Raw genomic sequence first — 19,152 nt, 5'->3', positions numbered from 1 at the left:
GCGGTTTTGATGTTCTGGTCAACCTGACACTAAGATCGGTCGTGGAGGTTAGAGTCATGACGACCAGAACTCGGGATGCCGATATCCGCGTCGCGGTGTCGACCGTGATCCTGACGTTGCGCCGCGGCGACGACGGGGCACCGGTGCTGTCGCTGCCTCTCGTGCTGCGCACCAGGGATCCGCATCAGGGTCAGTGGGCGCTTCCCGGCGGATGGCTCGTCGAGCAGGAGGGCCTCGAACAGGCCGCCGCCCGCACGCTCGCCGAGACCACGGGTCTCGCGCCCAGCTATCTCGAGCAGCTCTACGCGTTCGGGGACGTGGACCGCTCCCCCAGCCGCGTCGTGTCGATCATCTACTGGGCGCTGCTGCGGCAGGACGAAGTCGATGCGCAGAGCGCCGCGCACGTCGCGGCCGGAAACGCGCCGGAGAACGTCCGATGGTTCGATGCGGTCTCACTGCCGCAGCTGGCATTCGATCACAACCAGATCGTCGACTACGCCCTGTGGCGGCTGCGCAACAAGGTCGGCTACAGCCGGGTCGCGCACGGATTCCTCCCTCCGACGTTCACGCTGTCCGATCTCCGAGAGGCGTACGAGACGATCCTCGGCCGGCGGCTGGACCCGGCGAACTTCCGCCGCCAGGTCGAGGCCACCGGCACGCTGGTGCCGACCGAGGAGTTCCGCACCGGCAGTCATCGCCCCGCCCGCCTCTACCGCTACAACACCGACGTCGAGCTCGCCGATCGCGGCCCGCTCGTCTCCCGCTGAGGCCCGCCTGGCCACGGCATCCTCCCGCGAAAACCCGAAACCGACCCCGAGCTCCCGACGAAATGAGCACCCGATGAGCACCGCATTCGTCCCCGTCTCCCAGCTGCGCACCGATCCGTCCGTCGACCACGCGATCCAGGCCATCGTCGACGGCTCGAGCATCGACGCCACCTGCAGCACCGATCTCGCGCTCGGACCGTGGGATTTCGACACCCGCCCCGGGTACGGTCCCGGCTCGTCGATGGGCGATGTCATCCCCACCGGCGCCCCGCGGCAGGGCGAGCTCCCCGCCGCCTATCGCGACGCGAACGAGGAGGATCTCCACGCGCGCATCGTGGCGGCCAAGCACACCCTCGGCGACCGAGCGGTCGTGCTCGGCCACTTCTACCAGCGCGAGGAGGTCGTGCAGCACGCCGACTACGTGGGCGACTCCTTCCAGCTCGCCACCGCGGCGAAGGGCCGGCCGGATGCCGAGGCGATCGTCTTCTGCGGCGTGCACTTCATGGCGGAGACCGCTGATCTGCTCTCGGGCGCCGACCAGGCCGTGATCCTGCCCAACCTCGCGGCCGGATGCTCGATGGCCGACATGGCGGACATCGATCAGGTGGAGGAGTGCTGGGAGCAGCTCGCCGACGTCCTCGGCGGCCTGGATGTTGCGGACGAAGACGGTCGCGTCCCCGTGATCCCGGTCACCTACATGAACTCTTCCGCCGCCATCAAGGGCTTCGTCGGGCGACACGGAGGTATCGTCTGCACGTCCTCGAACGCCGCGACGGTGCTCGAGTGGGCGTTCGAACGCGGACGGCGCGTGCTGTTCTTCCCCGATCAGCACCTGGGTCGGAACACGGCGAAGGCGATGGGCGTCGAGCTGTCGCAGATGCCGATGTGGAACCCGCGCAAGCCCCTCGGCGGATCGACGGCTGGCGAGCTCGAGGACTCGCGGGTCATCCTGTGGCACGGCTTCTGCTCCGTGCACCGCCGGTTCACGGTCGCGCAGATCGACCAGGCCAGGGCGGAGCACCCCGGCGTCCGCGTGATCGTGCACCCGGAGTGTCCGATGGAGGTGGTGGACGCCGCGGACGAAGCGGGTTCCACCGATTACATCCGTCGCGCGATCGACGCCGCCACCGAGCCGACCACCTTCGCGATCGGCACCGAGATCAACCTGGTGCGGCGCCTGGCGGCGCAGTACCCGCAGCACGAGATCTTCTGCCTCGACCCCGTCGTGTGCCCATGTTCCACGATGTACCGCATCCACCCCGGCTACCTGGCGTGGGTGCTCGAAGAGCTCGTCGCCGGACGCGTCGTCAACCGCATCCAGGTGACCGATGACGTCGCCGCCCCCGCGCGCGTGGCGCTGGAGCGGATGCTGGCGGCCAAGCCGCCGGCCGCCGCGCCCGCCGAGCCTGTCGAAGCGCGCCGCGCATGAGCATCGCCGTCGTCGGCTCCGGCATCGCCGGTCTCACCGCTGCGCTGCACGCGCACGGGGCGGGCCGCTCGGTGACGATCTACACGAAGGGACGACTCGGCGACGGCTGCACGCCGCACGCGCAGGGCGGAGTCGCCGGCGTGTACGGCGCCGGCGACTCCCCCGCAGCCCATGCGGAGGACACGCTGGCCGCCGGTGCCGGACTGGGCCGACCCGAGGCCGTCGACGTACTCGTCTCGGAGGGCGCCGACCGCATCGCCGAGCTGATCGCACGGGGCGTCGCGTTCGACCGGGCGGATGACGGCACGCTGCTGCTGGGACGCGAAGCGGCGCACAGTGCCGCGCGCATCGTGCACGCCGGAGGCGACGCCACGGGCGCGGAGATCGCCAGGGCGCTGGTCGCGGCCGTCCGCACCACCGGCATCGACGTCGTCGAAGAGGCGTTCCTCGTCGACCTGATTCCGGGCGGCGGGCGGGTGCGCGGCATCCGGCTCCTCATCGACGGCATGCTCGTCGACCGGCCAGCGGATGCCGTGATCCTGGCCACGGGCGGTGCCGGACAGCTGTTCGCGCACACGACCAACCCCGTCGGCACGACCGGCGACGGCATCGCCGCCGCCCTGCGTGCCGGCGCGGCCATCGCCGATCTCGAGTTCGTGCAGTTCCACCCGACCGTTCTGGCGGGCGGAGAGCCGTTCCTCATCTCGGAGGCGGTACGCGGCGAAGGCGCGACGCTGATCGACGAGAACGGCCACCGGTTCTGCTTCGACGAGCATCCGGACGGCGAACTCGCCCCGCGCGACGTGGTGGCGAGAGCCATCGCGCGGCGGGCGACCATCCAGGGGCATCCGGTGCGCCTGGATGCCACGACCCTCGGTGCGCCGCGCCTCGCGGAGCGGTTCCCGACGATCGACCGGGTCACGAGGGAGCGCGGCTTCGATTGGTCGCAGGAGGCGATTCCGGTGACTCCGGCCGCGCACTACCTGATGGGCGGCATCGTTACCGATCTGGACGGGCGGTCGACGCTGCCCGGTCTCTTCGCCGCCGGTGAGGCGGCGCGCACCGGAGTGCACGGCGCGAATCGGCTGGCGTCGAACTCGCTCCTCGAAGGAGCGGTGTTCGGAGCGCGTGCCGCGGCTGCCGCCGTCGCCGCCCGCATCGCCGGTGCGGAGATCGCCCTCGCCGCGGAGGCCGTGCCGCACCCGAAGGAACCCGGACGCGCCGAGACCGGATTCTCGCGTGCGGCGCTCCAGCGTCTCATGTGGGCCGACGTCGGACTGCTCCGCACGGACGATGGGCTCGCGAAAGCTGTCGCCACGATCCGTGCGTGGCAGACCTCGGCACCGGCCCCGGCATCCCTCGCCGAGTTCGAGGATGCGAATCTGCTCCTGCTCGCCGCCGCCACGGCATCCGCAGCCGCCTCGCGCACCGAGTCGGTCGGTGCGCATCACCGCGAACGTTCCCTGATCGGAGCCCGATGATCACTGCCGCCACCCTCACCCGCGTCGTCTCGGCAGCCCTCGAGGAGGACGCCCCGTGGGGCGACCTCACGAGCACGGCGCTGCTCCCGGCCGACGCGACGGCCACCGCCGATCTCGTCGCGCGCGAGGCCGGTGTCTTGAGCGGCGGCGACGTGTTCGCCGCCGCCTTCACCCTGACCGATCCGGGGGTCACGGTCGACCTGCACGTCGGTGACGGCGACGCCTTCGCCCCCGGCGACGTGCTGGCTTCGGCATCGGGCCCGGCGCGGAGCCTCCTCACCGCCGAGCGCGTGGCGCTCAACTTCGTCCAGCGCATGAGCGGCATCGCGACCCTGACCGCCGCATACGTCCGCGCCGTCGAGGGCACGGGCGTGCGCATCGCGGACACTCGGAAGACGACGCCGGGCCTGCGGGCATTCGAACGGCACGCCGTGGTCTCCGGCGGCGGAAGCAACCACCGCTATTCGCTGTCGGATGCTGTGATGGCCAAGGACAACCATCTCGCCGTCCTCACCCGCACCGGGGCTGATCTCGCGACTGCGCTGCGCGAGGCGCTGACGCGTCTGCCGCACACGACGCACGTCGTGGTCGAAGTGGATCGTCTGGATCAGATCCCCGCCGTCCTCGATGGTGGAGCGGACACGGTCCTCCTCGACAACTTCTCCCTCGACGACCTGCGTGCCGGGGTCGCGCTGATCGGAGAACGCGCGAGGGCCGAGGCATCCGGCGGGGTGAATCTCGACACCGTCCGCGGGATCGCCGAGACCGGGGTCGATGTGATCTCGGTCGGCGCGCTCACGCACTCCGCGCGCGCGCTCGATCTGGGGCTGGATCTGCGGATCAGCTGATGCTGTACCTCGACCACGCCGCCACATCACCCGTCCGCCCCGAGGTCCTCGAGGCGATGCGTCCGTACCTGACCGGCGTGTTCGGCAACCCGTCCAGTCATCACACGGTCGGCGAGGCGGCGGCGAGCGCTCTCGACGACGCCCGCGCACGCGTCGCGCGGGTGCTCGGGGTGCGGGCCGGGGACGTCGTGTTCACCTCCGGCGGCACCGAGGCGAACAACCTGGCGCTCAAGGGCATCCTGCTCGCGTCCGATCGCCGGCATCTGGTGGTGTCGCCGATCGAGCACGAGTCGATTCTCGAGTCCGCGGCGTATCTCGAGCGCTTCCACGGCGGGACGGTCTCGACGGCCGCGGTGGACGCCGACGGTCGTATCACCGCCGAGGCGCTGGCCGCGGCGGTCCGCCAGGACACCGCGCTGGTCTCGTTCGGGCACGCCAACAATGAGATCGGGACGATCCAGGACGTCGCAGCACTCGCGGACGTCGTGCACGCCGCCGGTGCCGTGCTGCACGTCGACGCGGTGCAGTCGGCGGGGTGGCTGCCGCTCGCCGGGCTCGGAGCGGACGCGGTCTCGATCGCCGGCCACAAGCTCGGCGCCCCCAAGGGCATCGGCGCGCTGGTCGTCCGCGGCCGGATCCCGCTGGAGCCGCTGATCCACGGCGGCGGGCAGGAGCGCGGGCGCCGGTCGGGCACGGAGAACGTCGCGGGTGCGGTGGCCTTGGCCACAGCTCTGGAGCTCGCCGATGCGGAACGGGATGCCGTGGCCGCTGCGGTCGGCGAGCGCACGCGTGTCTTCATCGCGGATGTGCTCGCGCTCGTCCCGCAGGCGAAGCTGACCGGTGACCCCGATCGGCGTCTGCCCGCGACCGCGAGCTTCACGTTCGGCGGCGTCAGCGGCGAGGCCGTGCTGCTCGAACTGGAACGCCGCGGCGTCGTGTCGTCGAGCGGATCGGCGTGCGCCGCGGGCAGCGACGCGCCTTCGCACGTCCTGGTGGCGTGCGGCATCGCGCCGGAAGTGGCGCAGACCTCGGTGCGGTTCACGTTCGGTCGTGCTCCCCTGCCGCCCGCAGCGCCGGCGCAGCTGGCGCGTCTTGTGTTCGAGGCCGTGCACGCCGTCCAGCCCTGATCCCGGGTGCACCTGCACGATCCGGGAACGATCGCAGCGCCGGATACCGGTTCACGCTCGTGCATCCGTTCCCCAGCCGTGCATCCGTGCCCGCAGAGACGGCCATAGACTCGGGAGGTGCCCGCCCCGATCGTCACGCTCATCGTCCCCGGTCGCGACATCGCCGTGTTCGTCCCGGCCGCCCTCGAGTCGCTGCGGGCACAGACCGAACAGCGCTGGCGTGCAATCCTGATCGACGACGGCTCAAGGGACGCCACCGGCGAGATCTTCGCGGATGCCGCGGCATCCGATCCCCGCTTCACGGTGCTCCAGCACGAGCGCTCGGTCGGGCTGGGGGCCGCGCGCAACGTGGGCCTCGAACACGTCGACAGCGAGTACGTCGGATTCCTGGACGGGGACGACGAACTCACCCCGACCGCGCTCGCGCGTCTGATCGGCACGCTGGAGTCCTCCGGCAGCGACTTCGTCGCTGGCGCCTACGTCCGCTCGCGGCACGTCGATGGCGCGTACGTCGCCGGTCGGGTGCAGCCCTGGGTCGCCGCGGCGACCTCTCCCGAGCGCCTCGGCACGACCATCTTCGAGCATCCGCACGCATCGGCGAACATCGTGGCCTGGTCGAAGGTCAGTCGCATCGATCTCTGGAAGGATCTCCGTTTCCCGGAAGGCGTCGCCTACGAGGATCAGGTCGTCGCGCAGCGGATGCACACCTCCGCCAGCGCGTTCGACGTCATTCCCGACGTCGTGGTCCGCTGGCGGCTGCGCGCCGACGGCTCGTCGATCTCGCAGGGCAAGGCCCGGCTTCCGGTGCTCCGCGACTACCTGACGGCGCTGCGCGGCGGCATCCGGGTGCTGCAGGATGCCGGAGCCCATGCTGCCGTGACCGCTAGGCTGGAGCTGATCCTCGCGATGGACGTGCCTCCGCTCCAGGAGATCGCCGGCACCCACCCCGACCCCGCATACGCCGCGGAGGTCGCGGCGTTCACGGACGAGCTGCGGTCATTCCCCGAGTTCGCCGACGCCCACCCCGACCCCACTTTCGCGGCCGCGCTCGGCTGGTGATGCTCCGGCGCGTCCGTGTGTCAGGAGACCCATGAACACGTATCTCGATTCCCTCTTCTCGCTCAGCGGTCGCACCGCGATCGTGACCGGAGGCAGCTCCGGCATCGGCCGGGGCATCGCCACCGCGCTCGCCCGCTCCGGAGCGGCGACCGTGATCGTCGCCCGTGGGCAGGAGCGCGTCGATGCCACCGTGCGAGAGCTGGCGGATGCGGGATGCCGAGTCACGGGTGTCACGGGAGATCTCAGCACCAGAGAGGGCATTCACGCCCTGGCGGATGCCGCGGTCGAGCCGTTCGGCGAACCCGACATCCTGGTGAACTCGGCCGGCATCAACATCCGCCCGCGCTACCCCGAGATCACCGAGGACGACTGGGACGCGACGATGACCGTGAACGCGCTCGCGCCGTTCCTGCTCGGCCAGCGCTACGCGTCGGGCATGGCATCGCGCGGCTACGGCCGGCTGATCCACATCAGCTCGCAGCAGGCGCATCGCGCATTCGTGGGCAGCGGGATCTACGGCGTCTCCAAAGGCGCCGTCGAATCGCTCATGCGATCCGAAGCCGAAGCGTGGGGCGGCACCGGCGTGACGAGCAATACGCTCGTGCCCGGCTTCGTGCTGACGCCGCTGAACGCGCGCCTGCAGGAGGATCCGGAGAAGATCTCCGCCCTCGCCGCACGCACGATGATCGGCCGCAACGGCCTGCCGGAGGACTTCGCCGGCGCCGCCGTGTTCCTCGCCGGTGCGGGTTCGGCCTATGTCACCGGGCACTCGCTGTTCGTCGACGGCGGGCTGTCAGCGCACTGACCCCGGCGGCGCGCGCCGGACGTCAGCGGCGAGCGAAGGCGACCGCCGCTGGGCCGTGCGTCACGCCGTCCACGCGCAGGATTCCCGCATCCCCATCGCGCTCGAACGTGACATCACCCGAGAGCACGCGGGCTCGATCGAGGTCGATCCCCTGCGGGTCGATCCGGTGCTCGCCGAGATCCTCGAGGAACACGATCCGCTCGATGGGCGTCTCCCAGTCGCGCCGCCAGCGATCGTCATTGCCGCGCTGCTCCTGCGCGGTGCGTGCGGTGACGGCCGCCGTGTCCGCGACGTCGCGCTTCCACTGCCCGAAGCCCTCGAGCGTCTGCTGCTGAAGTTCGGGGATGTCGCCCTCGGCGGTCGGCCCGACGTTGAGGAGCAGGCGGCCGCCCTTGGAGACGAGATCGATCCAGTCCTTGGCCAGCTGCATCGCATCCAGGGTCTCCTTCGGAGACTCGAGACGGTTGTAGCCGAACGACCAGCCGAGTCCTCTGTTGTTCTCCCAGACGGGTTTGTCCTCGTTCTCCTTGCCTGCGGAGTACTCCGTCGTCGCGACGTCGTAGTACGTGCGTCCCCATCGGTCGTTCACGACGCCGTCCGGATGATCGGCGAAGTAGTCGCGGAACAGCTCATGCAGCCCGCCCGGCCCGCGGTGCTTACCCGCATCCGGCCACTCGATGTCGTTCCAGAGCACGTCCGGGTGATAGCGATCGATGAGATCGCGCACATGCGCCGCGGCGTAGTCGTGGTACGAGGCCTCGTTCGAGCGGAGCGTGTGGACCTCTTCGCCGGTGCGGTGCGGCGGCAGGTCTGTGACGGACCAGTCCAGCCCGCCGGAGTAGTAGACGCCGAACCGGATGCCCTCCGCGCGCACGGCGTCGGCGATGTCGCCGATCAGGTCGCGCTGCGGACCCCGATGCACGGTGTTGCGGGTGCCGGTGCCCGGCGCATCCCACAGGGTGATGCCGTCGTGGTGCTTGGTCGTCGGGACGACGTACTCTGCGCCCGCACGGGCGAACAGCGCGGCCCATGCCGTCGGATCGAAGCGTTCCGCACGCCACTGATCGAGGAAGTCGTCGTAGGGCGCGTCGCCATGCACCTCGCGGTGATGAGCCTGCGCCGGGCTGCCATCGATGCGGATGGTGTTGAAGTACCACTCGGCGTAGGGGTTGTGCGCGAACCAGGTGTCGTCGTCCTCGACCTCGCCGAGCGCTCCGATCGGTTCGGCCCATGCCGGCACCGAGTAGGCGCCCCAGTGGATGAAGATCCCGAACTTCGCGCGACCGAACCACTCGGGCAGGTCGCGATCCAGATCGGTCCAGGTCTTGTCGGTCATGAGAAGCTGCCGTCCGTCGCGTCGTTAAGATCGGATGTATCCGCGTCCATTCTTGACAGAATGCGCAACAACGTCAAGCACGCACGCAGAAACCTCCGATGTCTGACTCACGCCTCCGGCGGGTGAACCCGTTCTTCGGACGTACTCTCCTCAAGTAGCGACACCGGCGCGGTGAGGGCGGCCACGGCATCCTCTCCCGCAGAATCCTCGGGAGCCTGGTCCGCACGGCGGTCGGACAGCGCCGCCATGAGCCCGCCGGAGAATCCGAGGGCGGCGCGTGCTTCCGCCGCGTCCTCCGCCCCGTCGATGCGGGATGCCGCGATCTGCTGCGCCGCGAGTTCGGCGTACAGGCCACCGGCCGCGAGCAGCTCGGCATGCGTTCCCGACTCGACGATGCGCCCGGCTTCCAGGACGTGGATGACGTCGGCGCCGATGACGGTGGACAGCCGGTGGGCGATCGACAGCACCGTGCGCCCGCGCGCCGCCTCGTCCAGCGCCTCCTGCACCACGCGCTCCGACACCGTGTCGAGAGCGGACGTCGCTTCGTCGAGCAGCAGCACCGGCGGATCCTTGAGCAGCACGCGGGCGATCGCGATCCGCTGCTTCTCGCCGCCGGACAACCGGTACCCCCGCTCGCCGACGATCGTGTCGTAGCCCTCCTCGAAGCCGGCGATGATGTGATCGATGTTCGCCGCCCGGCAGGCCGCGACGATCTCGCCTTCGGTCGCGTCCGGCTTCGCATACAGCAGGTTCTCGCGGATCGTGGCGTGGAACAGATAGGTCTCCTGCGAGACGATGCCGATCTCGTCGATGATCGAGCCCTGCGACAGCGAGCGCACATCGGCACCGGCGAAGAGCACCTCCCCCGCCGAGGCCTCGTACATCCGCGGCGCGAGATACAGCACGGTCGTCTTGCCGGCGCCCGACGGTCCCACGAATGCGACGTGCTGACCGGGTTCGGCGGTGAACGACACGCCCTGCAGCGTGGGCCTGGCGTCCGCCGCGGCATCCGGATATCGGAACACGACGTCGCGGAACTCCACCCGCCCTCGGGGTCCCGGAGCGCTCGCGACGTCGATCGCTCCCGGAGCGTCCTGGATCTCGGGAACCAGATCCAGGTACTCGAAGATGCGCGCGAACAGCGCGGCCGAGGTCTGCAGGTCGAGGGCCACGCGCATGAGGCCCATGAGCGGCATGAGCAGCCGCGCCTGAACGGTCGTGAAAGCGACGACCGTACCGGCGGTGATGGCGTCGACGCCACCGGTGATCAGGTAGCCGGCGACGAGGTAGATGATCGCCGGCACGGAGGACATCAGCACCTGGACGACGGCGAAGAAGCCCTGCCCGCTCATCGCGCGGCGCACCTGCAGCACGACCTGATTGCGGTTCTCTGCCTGGTAGCGCGCGGACTCCGCGCGTTGCCGGTTGAACGACTTCGACAGCAGCATGCCCGAGACGCTCAGCGTCTCCTGGGTGATGCTGGTCAGCTCGCTGAGCGACTCCTGCGTCTCGCCCGCGATCCGGGCCCGCACCTGCCCGACGCGGCGCTGCACGATGATGAGGAACGGCATCATCACCACGGCGATCAGGGTGAGGCGCCAATCGATCAGGATCATCGCGACGAGCGAGGCGATGACCGTGACCGTGTTGCCCAGGATGCTCGTGACGGTGTTCGTCAGCACACCGGAGACACCGCCCACGTCGTTCTGCAGACGCGACTGGATGACGCCGGTCTTGGTGCGCGTGAAGAATCCGAGCTCCATCTCCTGCAGGTGCTCGAAGAGCGTGACGCGCAGGTCGCCGGTCACCCGATTGCCGACGGTCGAGGTGAACCAGGTCTGCGCGACGCCGAGCGCCGCGGACAGCAGGAACAGCCCGATCATCAGGCCGACGAGGCGCAGCAGCAGGGAGAGGTCAGGACTGGAGCCGTCGACGGGGAAGAGCGCGTCGTCGAAGATGCGCTGGACGAGCAGCGGCGGGATCACCGCGATCGCCGCGCCAGCGACGACGAGGATGCCGGTGATCACGATGCGCCACAGATACGGCCGGAACAGGCCGATGACCCGCTTGCCGAGCCCGCGGATGCGCGGCGCCTCGGCATTCAACCGCTTCTGGGCGGCCTCATCTACGCCCCGGAAACCCGCGCCGCCGCCCGGCCCACCACCGCGACCCCCACCACCGTGTCCGCCGCCCATGCTCATGCGGTCAGCCTAACGCCGCAAGCATTCCCGAGATCCGGTGGCGGATCGGGAATGCGATGTCGCACCCCGCGGTTACTCTAGAGGCTTGCCCTCGCGCGGATGCCGATTCTGACGGTTCCGCCGGTGGCCGTCCGCCCGTCCTGAACGCAAGGAGACGTCATGGCCACAACCACAGGTTCCATTCCCACCACTCAGCGCGCCGAGCCCATGATCCCCCGCTCGGATATGCGCGTGATCTGGCTGCTGCTGGTGGCCGCGTTCGTCGCGATCCTCAACGAGACCACGATGGGCATTGCGATCCCGCACCTGAACACCGACCTCGGCATCCCGCCGGAGCTCGGTCAGTGGCTGACGAGCGCATTCATGCTGACCATGGCCGTCGTGATCCCGACGACCGGATTCATCCTGCAGCGCTTCACGACGCGTCAGGTGTTCATCGCCGCGATGACCGCGTTCTCCCTCGGCACGCTCGTGTGCCTCGTCGCGCCAGGGTTCACCGTGCTGCTGGCCGGACGCGTGATCCAGGCCGCGGGTACCGGCATCATGATGCCGCTGCTGATGACGACGATCATGAACGTCGTCCCTCCGCAGTCCCGCGGACGCATGATGGGTCGCGTCGGCCTCGTGATCTCGCTCGCCCCGGCCATCGGCCCGACGGTCGCCGGTGCCGTGCTCGACACGATGAGCTGGCGCGCCCTGTTCGCGATCATCCTTCCGATCGCGCTCATCGCACTCGGCATGGGCATCCGCTGGATGACGAACCTCGGCGAGACCCGCTCGGTGCCGCTCGATGTTCTCTCGATCCCGCTCGCCGCGCTCGGGTTCGGCGGCATCGTGTTCGGCCTCAGCCAGTTCGGCGGCGAGGGCGGATCCGGGGCGACCGCCGGCATCATCTCCCTGGTCGTCGGCGCTGTCTCGCTCGCGCTCTTCGTCTGGCGTCAGCTGATGCTGCAGCGCATCGACGATGCGCTGCTGGACCTGCGCGTGTTCCGTTCGAGCAACTTCACGCTGTCCGTGGTCATCATGACGATCCTCGCGCTGTCGATGTTCGGCACACTGACCCTGCTTCCGCAGTACCTGCAGAACGTCGCGGGGCTCTCGCCTCTCGAGTCCGGCCTCATCCTGCTGCCGGGTTCCGTGCTCATGGGTCTGCTCGGCCCGGTGATGGGACGCGTCTACGACGCGCGAGGCACGCGCCCGCTGCTCATCCCCGGCACGATCCTGGTGTCGGCTGCGCTGTTCTACTACTCCACCGTCGGTGAGCACACCGTGGCGTGGGTGCTCGTGATCGTCCAGGCGGCCATGTCGGTCGGCCTCGCGATGTCGTTCACGCCGCTGTTCTCCGCATCCCTCGGCTCGCTGCAGCGGTCGCTGTACTCGCACGGCTCCGCAATCCTGAACACGCTCCAGCAGGTGGGCGGGGCGGCCGGAGTCGCACTGCTCACGGTCACGTACTCGTCGATCCTGCACGCCGGTGAGAGCGAAGGACTGTCCACGGCAGTCGCCGGCGCTCCTGGTGCGCGCATGGCGTTCCTGATCGCTGCGATCATCTCGCTCGCCGCGGTGGCGCTGAGCCCGTTCGTGCGCAAGCCGGCCGACGACGTCGGCGGCGAGTTCCACGGCGGTCACTGACCCCTGATGTCCGCCCTGCCACTCGGTGGGGCGGACGAGGCGTGCCTCGTCAGTCCGCTGTCGGAATCGTGCAGAACCCGCCGCTGCACGCACCGGCATCGGCGTCGCCGAGCAGGTTGAGCCCCACCGGCGCGGCCAGCGGCTGCGCGACGGTCGGAGTCTCGGGTGTCTGAGGATCGCTCATCCCTCCATGCTACGCCCGGCCATGCCCAGCGGCTCCTTCCACGGCCGCGGACCGCGAATCATCGCACAGTGCAGGTGATCACGGATACGGACTGGACATCGCGACCGCCCACGCCGGAGACTGCCGGTATGAGCGATGTGGATGCGCAGGCCGACGGCCGCAACGAGACGGCCAGCGAGCGTGCGGATCGCAATTGGGAAGAGCTGATGCAGGAGCTGCGCGTCATGCAGACGGGAACCCAGGTCCTCTCCGGCTTCCTGCTCGCCGTGGCCTTCCAGCCGCGCTTCACCGAACTCGACGATCTGCAGCGCGGGGTCTACCTCGTCCTCGTCGGTCTCGCAGCACTGGCGACGATCCTGTCGCTGACGCCAGTGGGGCTGCATCGTGCCTGGTTCGGGATGCGACGCAAGCCCGATCTCGTCCGCTTCACATCCCGCATCGTGAAGGCCGACCTCTGCGTCATCGGCCTTCTGAGCATCGGCGTGACTGCGCTGATCGTCGATTTCGTCCTCGATCGCGCGGCGTCCATCGCCGTGATCGTCGGCGCCAGCGTGATCGTCGTGGTGCTGTGGGTGCTCCTCCCCCGATGGGCCCGCCGCACCTGATGCCGGTTCCATGCCGGCGCACGCATGCGGTGTGCCCTACGGTTGTCTGATGCTCAAGCGCCTTCTCGCCCGACTGTTCTGGACGTTCAGCCGCTGGACGCTCGTCGGGGCGAAGGCACCGGATCGGCCCACCGTGCTCATCGGCGCACCGCACACCTCGAACTGGGATTTCGTGCTGATGCTGGCGATCGCGTGGCGTCTGGGCATCGATGTGCACTGGCTCGGCAAGAAGAGCCTCTTCCAGGGCTGGCGCGGGCCGATCATGCGACGCCTCGGCGGCATCCCCGTCGATCGGGACGACCCCGCCCGCGTCGTCTCGGACGTCATCACCCAGGTGGATGCCGGCGCCGTGTTCGGTCTCGTGATCACGCCGGACGGCACCCGTGGCGGCAACGAGTACTGGAAGAGCGGCTTCTACCGCATCGCCAGGCAGACCGGGATGCCGGTGACGCTCGGCTTCGTCGACCGGACGACCATGACGACCGGTCTCGGGCCCAGCTTCGAGATGACCGGTGATGTCGCATCCGACATGGACCGCATCCGCGCCTTCTACGCCGACAAGTCCGGAGCGCGGCCGGAGCGTCGCACCGAACCACGGTTGCGTGAGGAGGGTAACGCGGCGTGAGCCGCCGAAGGTGAGAGAACCCTCCGAGTCGCGTCCAGGGGGTTGAAGCGATCCGCCGTCTCCGGAATCGTGGCCCGGACATGCCTCGACCGGGGTATGCCCGCGAACGGAAGGAGAGCGTCGTGCTCACCCTCACCGACAATGCAAACGCCGTCGTCACCACGATCGTGACCGGCCAGGAGAACGGAGACGATGCCGGCCTGCGGATCGAATCCGCACCCGCACCGGGCCCCAACGGAGAGACGCGCTTCGCCGTGCACGTGGTCCCCTCGCCGGAACCCGCGGATCAGGTCATCGAAGCCGCCGGCACGCGCGTCTACCTCGAGACGGCCGCGGCGGAGGCGCTGACAGACAAGGTTCTGGATGCCGGAGTCGACGGCGAGGGTTCGGTGAGCTTCACCATCCTTCCCCAGCCCGCCTGACCGCACTTCGCCGGCGGCACCTGGCCGCACGCAGAGAACCGCCCCTCGTCGACAGGTCGACGAGGGGCGGTTCTGTCCGCTCAGGAGAGGATCAGCTCAGGGCCTTGGCCTTGAGCGCCTCGAACTCCTCGGTGGTGATCGCACCGGAGGTCAGAAGCTCCTTGGCCTTCGCGATCTCGTCGGTCGGGCTGGCGCCTGCGACCTGCTGGATGTACGCGTCGGTGGAGGCCTTGGCCGCCTGCGCCTGCTCGGCGAAGCGCTCGGCCATGCCGCCGCCGCGGGCGATCAGGTAGACCAGGACCGTCAGGAACGGCACGAAGATCAGGAAGATGATCCACAGGGCCTTCCAGCCGCCGCTGAGCTTGCGGTCGCGGAACAGGTCGCCGATCACGGCGAACAGCGCGTACAGGTACGACACGAACGCGAAGATGAAGATGAACCACCAGATGATGTCCCAGAATGATGCCCAGAAATTCATGGGTGTTGTGCCTTTCTTTGGATGCCGCCGTCACGGCACATGCGATGCCGCCGGTTACGGCGGGCCACTGGAACCGTACCGCCTCGCCGAGCGCCCGGTCGAACCGGCGCGGCCCGGTCACCCCTTCCGGGTGACCGGGCCGCGAACACAAGCCCTATGCGCGCTCGACAGGCAGCCAGAGCTCGCACGTCGCGTGCGTCTCGGTCAGCTCGAGGTAGCGAACGATCGACGGCCCTGGGCGCAACCGCCACGGGTTCGACGGGAACCATTCGGTCGCCGTCGCCGCCCACAGGCTCTGGAGCGTCTCGGGGAACGCTCCGCGCGATGCGAAGACGGCCCACGTGCCGGCGGGCGACTCGATCGCGTCGAGGTCGTCGGGCACCCGGGTGCCGTGGGCGACCGCGACGCCGTGCAGGTAGATGAGCGGCGTTCCCTCCACGGCATCCGGTTCCGGTCCGTCGGAGACGGCGAGGATGCCGGCGGGATCCGTGTTGCTCAGCGACTTGAGGCGCAGATGCTCCTCCGGCGCAAACGACGCGATGTGCGCCTGGATGTGCGGGTTGACGCCCTCGTGGATGAGGGGCACCTCGACGGCGTGGCCGATGAGGGTGAACGCGGGGCGCTCGGTGATGGTGACGTCCATGGGGACTCTCCCTTCGACGCTCAGACGGAATCGGAGCGTGGGTTGTGTGCGGAGAGGACCGCCGTTCCGGCGCACCTGAGCCGGCGCCGTGTCGTGCACGGCACGGAATGCGCGATTGAACGCCTCGACCGAGCCGTACCCGTGCCGCACCGCGACCGTGAGCAGGTCGGGTGCGCCCGAGACGAGTTCCGCAGCCGCGTGCGTCATCCGCCGTCGTCGGATGTACTCCGACACCGGCATCCCGGCGAGCGACGCGAACATACGGCGCAGGTGGTACTCCGTCGTCGCGTGCGCGCGGGCGAAGGCGACGATGTCGATGTCCTGCGCTGGACGGTCGTTCTCGAGGTCATCCTCGATCAGGTCGACCAGAGCATTCAGGGTGCCGATCATGCGGTCCTCCTTTCCCTATCGATGCTCGTCGGTCGGCGCGCTCGTCGCCCGATCATCCGTGCCCGATCCGATCGGACGGACGCGCTGGCGTTCGTGCTTCGGCGACGGTCTACGGCGACGGTCTACGGCGACGCGCGGTCATCGGAAGGAGGGATGGATCAGTCCCAGTCGAGATACTCTTCGATGATGACGGCGGTCTCGACCGGGTGCGTGACCGGGAACAGGTGGTCAGCGCCCTCGACCGTCTTGATGCTCGAGCGCTCAGGCGCGGTGGCGTGCAACTGCTCGGCGTTCGACATCGGAGTGACCTCGTCGGCGGTGGCCTGCACGATGAGGATGGGCAGCACAGGGGCGAGGGCGATCTCGGCATCCGCGACTCCCAGCAGGAGCAGCCCGTTCGATCGGTCCGGATGCTCGGCGACCACCGTGGCCGCGACCGTACCGCCGAAACCGTGGCCGCCGATCCACGCGTCGACGAGGCCGACGTGGTCCATGACGGCGATGACGTCGTCGGAGCGCTCCGCGAGCGAGACCGCATCAGGGCGGTGCCCGATGCGCAGCACGCGGAAGCCGGCCTCCTCGGCGAGGTAGTGCGCGACGATGCCGAGCACCTCGCTGTCGGTGTCGGCCTCGGGGATCAGGACGAGAGCGACGGGCCCCTCCCCCTCATCGGCGTAGGGCACGGCACGGCCGTTCGGGTCGAAGATGCTGCTGTCGCTCACGTGGTCAGTCCTCTCGTATGGCCGTCATGATCGCCTTCGGCCATGCGGGCGCGGCACGGACTGACCATGCTACCGGAGCCCCGTCTGCGTCCGACGGGCTCGCGGCCCGTCACCGGCTCAGTGAATCGTCGTCGATCAGCCAGGCCAGGATCACCGTGATCCATTCGTCGAACGCGTCCAAGTGCGCGTCATGGCTGCCGCCGACCAGTTCGCCCCGACGGGTCGCGGGGCGGCGCTCCAGCAGCTCATCCTTGGCTGCCGCAGTGAACATGCCATGCGCGGCGAACACCGCAAGCGTCGGTGGCTCCAGCTGTGCCCACTCGTCCCACCGGGGGACGTGCACGGCGCGGATCGCACCCTCCATGACGTCGGCGTCGAAGCGCGGCCGCAGACCGGCCGGGGTGCTCTCGAGATCGGCGATCCAGGCGTCCACGATCGCATCGGAGCCGAGGAACCGGCGCGCCTCGCCCTCATCGGGAAACGTCGACGGCCAGGTGGAGAAGTATCGCCCGAGATCAGCGGCGCTCTGCGGATCATCCTCGCCGGCGACGTGTCCCTCGAGCATCACCAGCCGGTCGACGAGGTCGGGACGCGAGGCGGCCACGAGGAACGCCGTGTGCGCTCCCATCGACTGCCCGATCAGCACGCAGCGCTGGCCGGGGAGGAGGGATTCGAGCACGTGGACGACATCGGCGACATAGGCCTCGCGCGAGACGTCGTCCGGCCGCCGAGTGCTCCTGCCATGACCGCGCTGGTCCAGGAGCAGGACGCGGAACGAATCGGCGAGCGCCTGCGCAGTGGGCATCAGCTCTCGCGAACTGCCGGCGAGACCGTGGAGCAGGAGCAGCGGCGGACCGTCACCACCGACGTCGGTGACGACGAGCGAGACGTCGCCTCGGCGAAGCGTGGTCGTCGCCGTCACCCGCGACCTGCACGGTGATCGGCGGTGTCGGGTTCGGCCCGCAGGACGTCGGCGATCTCCTCCTCGGGACGAGGTGCGATCGTCTCGTCCTCTTCGAGCTCGGGAACCGACGGCTCACCCTCGGCCGGAATGTGCCCGGGATGCTGAGCATCGAACGTCATGGCGCTCCTCCTTCGACACTCACAGAGTACGCCCGGTCACCAGGCGCGTCCGCGGAGATCGACGGCGCCCGCCGGCCACGACGCCATATCGTGCTCGATCGGGAGCACGAGTACCGGTTGTCCTGGCTCGTCGACGACCGGTGACCCGTCCCGCGCGATAGACCGTTCCGCCACGACGATCCGCTGCCAGCCGCAGGATCGGTAGAACGATGCGACCTCTTCACGACAGCCCAGATACCCATAGGCGATGCCGCCGGCGTCCTGCATCGAGCGGGCCGCGATCGCCAGCATCCGGATGCCCAGGGCGAGGCCACGCACCTGCGCGGAGACGAGCATTCCTCCGACGCCGGCCACTGTCGCATCGACATCGCCGATACCGATGGTTCGGCGTTCCCAGCCCACGTGTCCGACGATGCGGCCATCCCAGCGCGCGATGACGTGCACGTCGTGGGGCGCGTAGCCGTAGGGCTGGGCGGGATCCCACTCGCCGTGCTCATCGAGGTACTCCGCGTCGAACAGGTGCCTCAACCCGGCGATCTCATCGGACGTCAGCGATCCGTGAGGCACGACGTCGATGGGCATCGTGTCAGCCTAACCGGGCGCACGAGATCGCTCCGCCGGCGACCGCCCCGCGTCAGCGCGCGGTCGCTTCCGGCTGGCAGTGCGGACACAATTGCGCCGATGCGCCGCCGGAGGCGCGATCGAGGATCGTCGCGCCGCAGATCGGACACGCCTCACCAGCCCGCCCATGCACGACCATCGCCTCGACCTTCGCCTGCTTGAGACGATCGGGAGGCGTCCCGCGGCGATCCGCGACCGCTCCGGTCATCACATCGAAGATGGCGTGGAAAAGGCGGTCCCGCGCTTCGCCGTCGAGCGCTGCCGCGTGCACGGTGTGCGGCAGTCGCGCCCGATGCAGGATCTCGTCCGAGTAGGCGTTGCCGATTCCGGCCAGACCGGCCTGTTCCTGCAGCAGCGCCTTGATCTGCTTGCGCCGTGTGCCGAGCGCGCGCTCGAGATCATCCCGGGAGAAGTCCGCCGAGAGGGGATCCGGTCCGAGGGCCGCGATGCCGGCGACATCCGTCGGCACATCCACGACCGACGCCGTGACGGCGAGGAAGTCCCCCGTGTCGACGAGCCGCATCACCGCTCCGTCCTCGAGCACGATGCGCGCGACCTCCGGAACGGCCTCGGCGGCAGGCACGTCACCCGCGGCATCCCATCGGAACCAGCCGTTCCGACCGAACCCGATCATCAGCCAGCCGGCGGTCGTGTCGAATCCGGGATGCCGACCCAGACGCTGTCGCGCGCGACA

The 19,152-nt window shown here is 69.4% G+C and carries 21 protein-coding genes; 11 read left to right on the top strand and 10 right to left on the bottom strand.

What is annotated here, in order from left to right:
• Positions 1-56 precede the first annotated feature (56 nt).
• The 7 genes from ACWAT3_RS13570 (at position 57) to ACWAT3_RS13540 (ending at position 7,516) form a co-directional block, all read left to right on the top strand.
• Entirely contained in the window at positions 57-767 is a 711-nt protein-coding gene (locus tag ACWAT3_RS13570; RefSeq protein ID WP_460799229.1) for an NUDIX hydrolase, read from the top strand.
• A gap of 73 nt (positions 768-840) precedes the next feature.
• Positions 841-2,196, top strand: coding sequence for a quinolinate synthase NadA (gene nadA, locus ACWAT3_RS13565; RefSeq protein WP_460799227.1), 1,356 nt, complete (start codon positions 841-843; stop codon positions 2,194-2,196).
• On the top strand, positions 2,193-3,677 hold the full coding sequence (nadB, locus tag ACWAT3_RS13560; RefSeq protein ID WP_460799225.1) for an L-aspartate oxidase: 1,485 nt from the start codon (positions 2,193-2,195) through the stop codon (positions 3,675-3,677). The genes nadA and nadB overlap by 4 nt, the downstream gene beginning before the upstream one ends.
• On the top strand, positions 3,674-4,525 hold the full coding sequence (nadC, locus tag ACWAT3_RS13555; RefSeq protein ID WP_460799223.1) for a carboxylating nicotinate-nucleotide diphosphorylase: 852 nt from the start codon (positions 3,674-3,676) through the stop codon (positions 4,523-4,525). Before nadB ends, nadC begins: the two co-directional genes overlap by 4 nt.
• On the top strand, positions 4,525-5,652 hold the full coding sequence (locus ACWAT3_RS13550; RefSeq protein WP_460799221.1) for a cysteine desulfurase family protein: 1,128 nt from the start codon (positions 4,525-4,527) through the stop codon (positions 5,650-5,652). Before nadC ends, ACWAT3_RS13550 begins: the two co-directional genes overlap by 1 nt.
• Positions 5,653-5,769: 117 nt before the next feature.
• Complete coding sequence (locus ACWAT3_RS13545) at positions 5,770-6,711, top strand: glycosyltransferase family 2 protein (protein WP_460799219.1); 942 nt, start codon at positions 5,770-5,772, stop codon at positions 6,709-6,711.
• A 31-nt stretch (positions 6,712-6,742) separates the two neighbouring features.
• Positions 6,743-7,516 (top strand): SDR family NAD(P)-dependent oxidoreductase, encoded by a 774-nt coding sequence (locus tag ACWAT3_RS13540; protein ID WP_460799218.1) that lies wholly within the window; start codon positions 6,743-6,745, stop codon positions 7,514-7,516.
• A gap of 22 nt (positions 7,517-7,538) precedes the next feature.
• On the opposite strand, the gene ACWAT3_RS13535 is transcribed toward ACWAT3_RS13540, so the two are convergent.
• Both ACWAT3_RS13535 and ACWAT3_RS13530 read right to left on the bottom strand, forming a co-directional pair.
• Positions 7,539-8,852, bottom strand: coding sequence for an alpha-L-fucosidase (locus ACWAT3_RS13535; protein ID WP_460799217.1), 1,314 nt, complete (start codon positions 8,850-8,852; stop codon positions 7,539-7,541).
• Between the two features lie 107 nt (positions 8,853-8,959).
• Positions 8,960-11,047 (bottom strand): ABC transporter ATP-binding protein, encoded by a 2,088-nt coding sequence (locus tag ACWAT3_RS13530; protein ID WP_460799389.1) that lies wholly within the window; start codon positions 11,045-11,047, stop codon positions 8,960-8,962.
• Positions 11,048-11,212: 165 nt separating this feature from the next.
• On the opposite strand from ACWAT3_RS13530, the gene ACWAT3_RS13525 reads away from it, so the two are divergent.
• Positions 11,213-12,685 carry an MDR family MFS transporter gene (locus ACWAT3_RS13525; protein WP_460799215.1) on the top strand — a complete coding sequence of 491 codons (1,473 nt, stop codon included), beginning with the start codon at positions 11,213-11,215 and terminating at the stop codon, positions 12,683-12,685.
• A gap of 49 nt (positions 12,686-12,734) precedes the next feature.
• Here ACWAT3_RS13525 and ACWAT3_RS13520 read toward each other — a convergent pair whose 3' ends face one another.
• On the bottom strand, positions 12,735-12,869 hold the full coding sequence (locus ACWAT3_RS13520; protein ID WP_460799214.1) for a hypothetical protein: 135 nt from the start codon (positions 12,867-12,869) through the stop codon (positions 12,735-12,737).
• 128 nt (positions 12,870-12,997) lie between these two features.
• On the opposite strand from ACWAT3_RS13520, the gene ACWAT3_RS13515 reads away from it, so the two are divergent.
• The 3 genes from ACWAT3_RS13515 (at position 12,998) to ACWAT3_RS13505 (ending at position 14,521) form a co-directional block, all read left to right on the top strand.
• A complete protein-coding gene (locus ACWAT3_RS13515) occupies positions 12,998-13,474 on the top strand; it encodes a DUF6328 family protein (RefSeq protein ID WP_460799212.1) in 477 nt (158 codons plus the stop codon).
• A gap of 49 nt (positions 13,475-13,523) precedes the next feature.
• A complete protein-coding gene (locus tag ACWAT3_RS13510) occupies positions 13,524-14,099 on the top strand; it encodes a 1-acyl-sn-glycerol-3-phosphate acyltransferase (RefSeq protein WP_460799211.1) in 576 nt (191 codons plus the stop codon).
• Positions 14,100-14,221: 122 nt separating this feature from the next.
• A complete protein-coding gene (locus tag ACWAT3_RS13505; RefSeq protein WP_460799209.1) occupies positions 14,222-14,521 on the top strand; it encodes a Fe-S cluster assembly protein HesB in 300 nt (99 codons plus the stop codon).
• Positions 14,522-14,612: 91 nt separating this feature from the next.
• Here ACWAT3_RS13505 and ACWAT3_RS13500 read toward each other — a convergent pair whose 3' ends face one another.
• The 7 genes from ACWAT3_RS13500 to ACWAT3_RS13470 form a co-directional block, all read right to left on the bottom strand.
• Positions 14,613-14,999: an SHOCT domain-containing protein gene (locus ACWAT3_RS13500; protein ID WP_460799208.1), complete on the bottom strand. Its 387-nt coding sequence runs from the start codon at positions 14,997-14,999 to the stop codon at positions 14,613-14,615.
• 154 nt (positions 15,000-15,153) lie between these two features.
• Entirely contained in the window at positions 15,154-16,032 is an 879-nt protein-coding gene (locus ACWAT3_RS13495) for an AraC family transcriptional regulator (RefSeq protein ID WP_460799206.1), read from the bottom strand.
• Positions 16,033-16,190: 158 nt separating this feature from the next.
• A complete protein-coding gene (locus ACWAT3_RS13490; protein ID WP_460799204.1) occupies positions 16,191-16,754 on the bottom strand; it encodes an alpha/beta fold hydrolase in 564 nt (187 codons plus the stop codon).
• 109 nt (positions 16,755-16,863) lie between these two features.
• The gene (locus ACWAT3_RS13485) at positions 16,864-17,676 is read right to left on the bottom strand and encodes an alpha/beta fold hydrolase (protein WP_460799202.1); all 813 of its coding nucleotides are present in this window, start codon (positions 17,674-17,676) and stop codon (positions 16,864-16,866) included.
• A complete protein-coding gene (locus tag ACWAT3_RS13480; protein WP_460799201.1) occupies positions 17,673-17,837 on the bottom strand; it encodes a hypothetical protein in 165 nt (54 codons plus the stop codon). Before ACWAT3_RS13480 ends, ACWAT3_RS13485 begins: the two co-directional genes overlap by 4 nt.
• A gap of 36 nt (positions 17,838-17,873) precedes the next feature.
• Positions 17,874-18,419, bottom strand: a complete 546-nt coding sequence (locus ACWAT3_RS13475; protein WP_460799200.1) for a GNAT family N-acetyltransferase — start codon at positions 18,417-18,419, stop codon at positions 17,874-17,876.
• A gap of 52 nt (positions 18,420-18,471) precedes the next feature.
• On the bottom strand, positions 18,472-19,092 hold the full coding sequence (locus tag ACWAT3_RS13470; protein ID WP_460799198.1) for a zinc finger domain-containing protein: 621 nt from the start codon (positions 19,090-19,092) through the stop codon (positions 18,472-18,474).
• Positions 19,093-19,152: the final 60 nt, after the last annotated feature.

The organism is Microbacterium sp. GXF0217, assembly GCF_054798195.1.
This window is presented reverse-complemented; position numbering and strand designations above follow the sequence as displayed.

Coding starts and splice junctions, on each gene's coding strand:
- ACWAT3_RS13570 (WP_460799229.1), top strand. CDS start 57: ATGACGACCAGAACTCGGGATGCCGATATCCGCGTCGCGGTGTCGACC.
- nadA (WP_460799227.1), top strand. CDS start 841: ATGAGCACCGCATTCGTCCCCGTCTCCCAGCTGCGCACCGATCCGTCC.
- nadB (WP_460799225.1), top strand. CDS start 2,193: ATGAGCATCGCCGTCGTCGGCTCCGGCATCGCCGGTCTCACCGCTGCG.
- nadC (WP_460799223.1), top strand. CDS start 3,674: ATGATCACTGCCGCCACCCTCACCCGCGTCGTCTCGGCAGCCCTCGAG.
- ACWAT3_RS13550 (WP_460799221.1), top strand. CDS start 4,525: ATGCTGTACCTCGACCACGCCGCCACATCACCCGTCCGCCCCGAGGTC.
- ACWAT3_RS13540 (WP_460799218.1), top strand. CDS start 6,743: ATGAACACGTATCTCGATTCCCTCTTCTCGCTCAGCGGTCGCACCGCG.
- ACWAT3_RS13535 (WP_460799217.1), bottom strand. CDS start 8,852: ATGACCGACAAGACCTGGACCGATCTGGATCGCGACCTGCCCGAGTGG.
- ACWAT3_RS13530 (WP_460799389.1), bottom strand. CDS start 11,047: ATGGGCGGCGGACACGGTGGTGGGGGTCGCGGTGGTGGGCCGGGCGGC.
- ACWAT3_RS13525 (WP_460799215.1), top strand. CDS start 11,213: ATGGCCACAACCACAGGTTCCATTCCCACCACTCAGCGCGCCGAGCCC.
- ACWAT3_RS13520 (WP_460799214.1), bottom strand. CDS start 12,869: ATGAGCGATCCTCAGACACCCGAGACTCCGACCGTCGCGCAGCCGCTG.
- ACWAT3_RS13515 (WP_460799212.1), top strand. CDS start 12,998: ATGAGCGATGTGGATGCGCAGGCCGACGGCCGCAACGAGACGGCCAGC.
- ACWAT3_RS13510 (WP_460799211.1), top strand. CDS start 13,524: ATGCTCAAGCGCCTTCTCGCCCGACTGTTCTGGACGTTCAGCCGCTGG.
- ACWAT3_RS13500 (WP_460799208.1), bottom strand. CDS start 14,999: ATGAATTTCTGGGCATCATTCTGGGACATCATCTGGTGGTTCATCTTC.
- ACWAT3_RS13495 (WP_460799206.1), bottom strand. CDS start 16,032: ATGATCGGCACCCTGAATGCTCTGGTCGACCTGATCGAGGATGACCTC.
- ACWAT3_RS13480 (WP_460799201.1), bottom strand. CDS start 17,837: ATGACGTTCGATGCTCAGCATCCCGGGCACATTCCGGCCGAGGGTGAG.
- ACWAT3_RS13475 (WP_460799200.1), bottom strand. CDS start 18,419: ATGCCCATCGACGTCGTGCCTCACGGATCGCTGACGTCCGATGAGATC.
- ACWAT3_RS13470 (WP_460799198.1), bottom strand. CDS start 19,092: ATGATCGGGTTCGGTCGGAACGGCTGGTTCCGATGGGATGCCGCGGGT.